6 protein-coding genes are annotated in these 3874 nt (G+C 70.5%); all 6 read right to left on the bottom strand.

The features are described 5' to 3' along the window. On the bottom strand, positions 1–851 hold an 851-nt coding region (locus D9598_RS20770), incomplete at its 3' end, for a segregation/condensation protein A (protein ID WP_198368386.1). Next, a complete protein-coding gene (locus D9598_RS20765) occupies positions 844–1581 on the bottom strand; it encodes a hypothetical protein (RefSeq protein WP_198368385.1) in 738 nt (245 codons plus the stop codon). The genes D9598_RS20770 and D9598_RS20765, both read right to left, overlap by 8 nt. A gap of 10 nt (positions 1582–1591) precedes the next feature. Beyond that, the gene (locus tag D9598_RS20760; protein WP_198368384.1) at positions 1592–2638 is read right to left on the bottom strand and encodes a site-specific integrase; all 1047 of its coding nucleotides are present in this window, start codon (positions 2636–2638) and stop codon (positions 1592–1594) included. Positions 2639–2685: 47 nt separating this feature from the next. Beyond that, positions 2686–3045, bottom strand: a complete 360-nt coding sequence (locus D9598_RS20755) for a type II toxin-antitoxin system PemK/MazF family toxin (protein WP_198368383.1) — start codon at positions 3043–3045, stop codon at positions 2686–2688. Further along, positions 3046–3264, bottom strand: coding sequence for a hypothetical protein (locus D9598_RS20750; protein ID WP_198368382.1), 219 nt, complete (start codon positions 3262–3264; stop codon positions 3046–3048). Positions 3265–3552: 288 nt separating this feature from the next. Continuing rightward, the coding region (locus D9598_RS21730; RefSeq protein ID WP_198368381.1) for a DUF2726 domain-containing protein at positions 3553–3874 on the bottom strand (322 nt) is incomplete at its 5' end.

Below are 3874 nucleotides of genomic sequence, written 5' to 3'. Positions count from 1 at the left end.
AAGCTACCCATGCCGCACGACGATGGCTGCAACTCAGATAACGGGCGAAGATAGACAAGGCTGAGGCTGTTCAACTGCGAGACTTCCACAAGGCCGCCCCTGGCCAGCTCCAACCCCGCCACAAAGGTGCAAGCTAGCGCCGCACGAGCCTTCAACTGCCGGGCCGGGTCCTCGGATGGGAGTTTAGGCAGGAACAGCGCCAGGTCGCCGCCCTGAGGATGGCGTCCCAACACGGCGCGGATGTGCTCCAGGGCATCCGGGACGCGCCAAAGGTCCGGAGCCGCGGGGCGATAGGCCGGCGGTGCCTCATCCCCTTGCCCTTCCCTCCCCTCCAGCATGACGAGGGTCGCCTCAAGGAAGGCGACATAGAGCTCCGCCTGCGGCTTCGGCGCCGGCCGCTCCTGATTGCCGCGCGCGAACATGTCCCACCCGAGCTGTGGCCGAGCCGCGAGCCAAGCGGCCGCCGCCTTCATCGCCGCAAGCTCTTCCAACTGGCCGAGCCGCCGGTCCGCCTCTGACGCCGCCTCTTCCGCGGCCTGCGGGCTGGCAGGAGCAAGCAGCTGTGCCCGGAGCCGCAGGAGCTCGCTCGCCATCACCAGCCAGTCGGCCCGGCGCTCCAGCCGTGCGAGACCCCCCTCCAGCGCCGCCACCAGCTGGTCTGTCAGAGGGATGATCGACAGCCGGCCGAGGTCGAGCTGGTGCCGGCGCACCATCTCTAACAGGAAGTCGAGCGGCCCCTCGAAACCCTCCACACTGAGGTGAGGCATATCCGCCGGCCGGGGTCGCCCATCGGCGGCTGTCTCTTCCTGCCACCGATCATCAACGGCGGCTGCGGCGCTGGTGTCAGCCACGACGCGTCCTGGCCGAACGGGCTGGTTTGTCCCGGTTGTGCTTCTTGTCCGGATTGCCCTGCTTGTGCTGGGTGGGTGCGATGAGTCCGCTCGTGGGCTCTTCGCCCTCGCCCTCCGCGTAGTCCGGCTGCAGGGCGAAGCTCAGGGCCGGCCAATCCCGGCGGAGTCGGCGCAGTGCCTGCCACGGCGACCAGTCCGCCGACCAGAACTCCACCCTCAACTCGGCCATCCGCCGCTTCCGGCCGTCGAGGGTGGGCTCCAGCTCCCGTACATGCCGTAGCGGTCGCGTCGTGCCCCAATGTGTCCAGAGCCAGGTGCGGCTATCCGGATCGTCGGGACCCAAGCGCAGCATGCCGGGCGGGACCGGCAGCAGGCGGTGCAGGTCGAAGGGGCAGTGGCGGTCCGTGCCGATGCGGGCGATCGCCCGCTGGTGGTTGGCGGCCGCGGCGTCCCGCAGCCGCCGGGCCAGGATCCGCGCGCCCTGCAGGCTGATCGCCCGCTCACCCTCGGCTGGCGCCACGAGCGACAGGAACCAGTCCTCCTCCATGCCTTCGAAGTCCAGCACCCAGGGGATCACCCCTGCCCCGGCGGCTGCCGCCCGGAAGCGACCCATCTCCCCCGTCGGCCCGGTCACCACCAGCACATTGCGCAGCCAGTCGGTGTGCGCCGGCGCCGGGAGCGCCGTCAGGTCCGGCGCGTCGTGGGCGGTCGGGGCAAGAGGGGCGGGCATCCCCCCTGCCCTACAGGTCGAGCAGTCGGGCCGGGCTGTCCTGGGTGATCTTGGCCCGGCGGCGATAGCCTTGGGTGGTGGCGATGCTCTTCTGCCGGGTGTGGTGCATCACCTGCTCGTCCAGTGCGCCCTTGAGGTACGCCTCGGTGATGAAGCCGGCGCGCAGCCCGTGCGGGGACAGGCGCTCGCTCTCATCCACCGTCAGCCCGGCGAGCTCGGCCCGCTTGCGCAGGATCCGCCAAATGCTCTTGGTGTCGAGCCGGCCCTCGAGCACCCCGCGCCCGCTGAGGCCGCGGAACACCGCCCCGTACTCGATCCGCGCCCGCCGCAGCCACTCCTCCATGGCGCGGACCGGGCAGGTCAGGGGATTGAGGCCGCGCGGAATACCGACGGTGGCTCCCTCCCCTTCCTGGTCGCGCTTGGAGCGCAGGATGCGGAGGGTCATGCCTTCCGTCGTGAAGCGCAGCGCCTCGCGGTCGAGGGCCACCAGCTCGGAGCGTCGCAGCGCCCCCGCGAAGCCGGTCAGCAGCAGTGCCTTGTCTCGCAAGCCCGGCATGTCGGTGCCGCAGCTGGCGAGCAGCCGCTTCACCTCGGCCGAGGTCAGCGCGGCGGCGGGCCGGGTCGGCTTGCCGTGGCTGGCGAGGATGCCGCGCAGGGTCATGCGGATGGCGGGATGCCCGGGCTCGACCGGGTGACCGGTGCGCCGGTGCATCTCGGCGATCGCGGCCAGCCGGCGGCGCAGCCCCGACCGGCCAAGCTGCCCGGCGAGGCTCGCCAGATACCCCGCGATCACCAGCGGCTCGGCGGGCAGCGGCGACACGCCACCCGCCTCGCACCAGGTCGAGAACAGGCTCCAGTCGGTCGCGTAGGCGCGGCGGGTGTTTTCGGACAGCGCCTTGCCGGCATAACCGGACGCTTTGGCGACGGCTTCGCCGACCGGGCCGGAGAGCAGCGCCAGCACGGCTGCCGGGCTCTGGCCGGAGGCGGCGCGCAGCAGCGGCGTGGCCAGCGCCGGGCGGTGCTCCGGCGGCAGCACCTCGCCTTCACGGGCCGACAACCTCGAATCCGCCGAACCCTCGGGCGGGGCGGCTTTATGGCCCCGGTTCAAGACCCGCCTGCCTCGGTCCTGGCGAACTGGCTGAACCCGAACACGCCGAAGAACAGCGGCGCCTGTGCCGCCAGCCATTCCGCCGGCGCCTCGCCCAGCCTGCCGGCAATGACGGAGCGGTCGAGCGTCGCCAGCTTGTCGAAGCGCACCACGGACGGGACCTTCAGGCCGGTGCCCGCACCGGCCGCGAGCGGCGCCATGTCCGGTCCGCTGCGCGGCACCGAGGTGATGAAGCACACCACCAGGTCGGTGCGCCGGTCGTTGTCGCGCGACACCACCAGGGCCGGGCGCCGCTTGTCGCCGGACAGGTCGGTGAACGGGAAGCGGGTCAGGACGATGCTGCCGAAGGCGAACATCTAACGCCCGGGCTTGGCCAGGTCGTTGTCGGTGTAGAGGTCGGGCTCGTCCTCGAGCCAGTCGAGCGCCCTGCCATCCTGGGCGATCCTGGCCATGGGCAGGCTCCCGGTGTCGGCGAGTTCCACCACGACGTGGACGCGGGTGCTTGCCGAGATGCCGTGTCGCGCGAGCTCAGCCGGAATGTCGCCGGCTTGGGCGTCGAGAACAATCTGCTGCACGGGTCACCTCCTTGCTGGCCAACACCCGGCCACCACGGTCCGGACCGCCTTCTTAACACGGCCGGGGCAGCGCCGGTCATTGCACGCCCAGTCTACTGCGGGTCGCCGAAATGGGGCAACCGGCATTCTCTCACCACAACGCCCGATAATGAGAAGTTATCGGGCGCTAGCGGGCGGTAAGCCGTTGAACTGTTGGGTCGTGTGCCCACAGGAACTGCCTTGTCTGGTAGCCAAGGCACGGTGGGCCGTCCTTTGGGGGCTATCGACACTTGGCTGTATGCCGACCGCCTACCATTCACGGCGCCCCAGTGAGCCGGCCTTCGCCTTCCGGGGCATCCGTCGCGTAGGATGCCGAGCCGCCCAATTCCTGGGCCACGTGGGCCTCAAGCTGAGCCGATGCTTGCTCATCGCGCTGGGCACCTCGAGATAGCGGATCCCGGCTCTGGGAAGCATGGTGCGCTTCACAGCATTCCGCTCCTCGGCCTTGCCACGGTGGCGCCCTGTCTCCCGATACTCGATCACCGCCAGGGGCCAAGCGTCCGCGGCCACAAAGAGGCAGGCTGCCGGCTTGCTGTTGATCCAGCGGAATGCCTCTCTGGCGCCGTCGGTG

Source organism: Roseomonas sp. KE0001 (assembly GCF_016107285.1).
Classification (GTDB): domain Bacteria; phylum Pseudomonadota; class Alphaproteobacteria; order Acetobacterales; family Acetobacteraceae; genus Pseudoroseomonas.
The sequence above is the reverse complement of the archived record's forward strand: the minus strand, read 5'-3'. Positions and strand labels throughout refer to the sequence as shown.

Excerpts from the sequence above, each read along its gene's own strand:
- D9598_RS20765 (WP_198368385.1), bottom strand. The coding sequence starts at position 1,581 with ATGCCCGCCCCTCTTGCCCCGACCGCCCACGACGCGCCGGACCTGACG.
- D9598_RS20755 (WP_198368383.1), bottom strand. The coding sequence starts at position 3,045 with ATGTTCGCCTTCGGCAGCATCGTCCTGACCCGCTTCCCGTTCACCGAC.